Genomic DNA, 1,407 nt, shown 5'->3' on the forward strand with positions numbered 1-1,407 from the left:
GGCGCCACGACGTCGGCAAGACCGTCAAGCGCGCCGAATCGATCAAGGAACACCAAGCCCAGCGAGGTTAAACGCCAAGCTGAGGTTCCCCCGAGATGCGGGAAGAGGTGACAGAGGGTCAGATGGGTGTCACGAGAGGAGCCCAGACGATGCCTGCACCGAGGAAGTACCCGCTGGAGTTGCGTGAGCGTGCGGTCCGGATGTACCGGACCGCCGAGCCGAAGCCCGTGATCCGCCGCATGGCCGAGGAACTCGGTGTGCACCACGAGGCCCTGCGCAACTGGATCCGCCAGGCCGAGGCCGACGCCGGCGAACGTAACGACATGCTCACCACCGAGGAGAAGGACGAGCTGGCTCAGTTGCGGCGCGAGGTGCGGGAACTGCGACGGGCGAACGAGGTCCTGCGGACGGCCTCGGCTTTTTTCGCGGCCCAGCTCGACCCGACCCGGCCCAGGTGACCGCGCTCCTCGACGCGCACCCGCACCTGGGGGTCGAGCCTGTACTCCGGGAACTTTCCATCCCCTCATCCACCTACTACCGCTGGCGCCTGGCCGAGAAGGAGCCATGCGAGCGGCACCGCCAGGACGCCGAGCTGACGGGCATGATCCGGCAGGTCCACGCCGATTCCGGCGGGATCTACGGCTCACCCCGCGTGCATGCCGTCCTCAAGCGTGAGGGCGTCCACGTCGGCCGCAAGCGTGTCGAGCGGCTCATGCGCCAGGCCGGCCTCGCCGGGATCAGCCCCCGCCGGAGCAAGGGCTTCACCCGCCGGGACCCATACGCCGACCTCGCCCCTGACCTGGTGCAACGCGACTTCACCGCGAACGGGCCGAACCGCCTGTGGGTCACCGACCTGACCATGATCGCGACCGAGGAGGGCCCGCTGTGGCTGTCCGCGATCCGCGACGCGTTCTCCCGCCGGGTGGTGGCCTGGGAAACCTCAGCCCGCGCCGACGCCGACCTGGTCCTGACCACGCTCGAATACGCCCTGGCCAGCCGCGAAGTCGCCCCCGGCGAGCTCATTCACCACGCCGACCACGGCTGTCAATACACGTCCGTGAAGCTCACAACACGCCTGGTCAGGGCAGGGATCCAGGCGTCCATGGGCTCGGTCGGCGACTCGTTCGACAACGCCCTCGCGGAGAACCTGTGGATGGTCATCAAGACCGAGTGCATCCGCGGCCGCGTCTTCGCCACCAGAGCCGAAGCGAATCTCACGCTCTTCGAGTATCTCGACGGTTTCTACAACCCCCGCCGCATCCAGAAACGGCTCGGCTACCTCAGCCCGATCGAGTACGAGGAGAAGCACTACGCCAGCCGGGCAACGGCCGAACAAGTGAATCTGAAACCACGTCAACCCGCCCTGACCTGCTAGTCAACCACTCCCGCGCAGCGGGGGAACCTCAG

Annotated in this window: 2 protein-coding genes; both read left to right on the plus strand. The window is 67.4% G+C overall.

Translation table 11 applies throughout. The features are described from left to right. Positions 1-149: 149 nt before the first annotated feature. Positions 150-458, plus strand: a complete 309-nt coding sequence (locus VT52_RS32765; RefSeq protein WP_046427525.1) for a transposase — start codon at positions 150-152, stop codon at positions 456-458. Beyond that, complete coding sequence (locus tag VT52_RS32770) at positions 455-1,375, plus strand: IS3 family transposase (RefSeq protein ID WP_046427526.1); 921 nt, start codon at positions 455-457, stop codon at positions 1,373-1,375. The genes VT52_RS32765 and VT52_RS32770 overlap by 4 nt, the downstream gene beginning before the upstream one ends. Positions 1,376-1,407: the final 32 nt, after the last annotated feature.

The organism is Streptomyces malaysiense (assembly GCF_000980885.2).
Taxonomy (GTDB): Bacteria; Actinomycetota; Actinomycetes; order Streptomycetales; family Streptomycetaceae; genus Streptomyces; species Streptomyces malaysiense.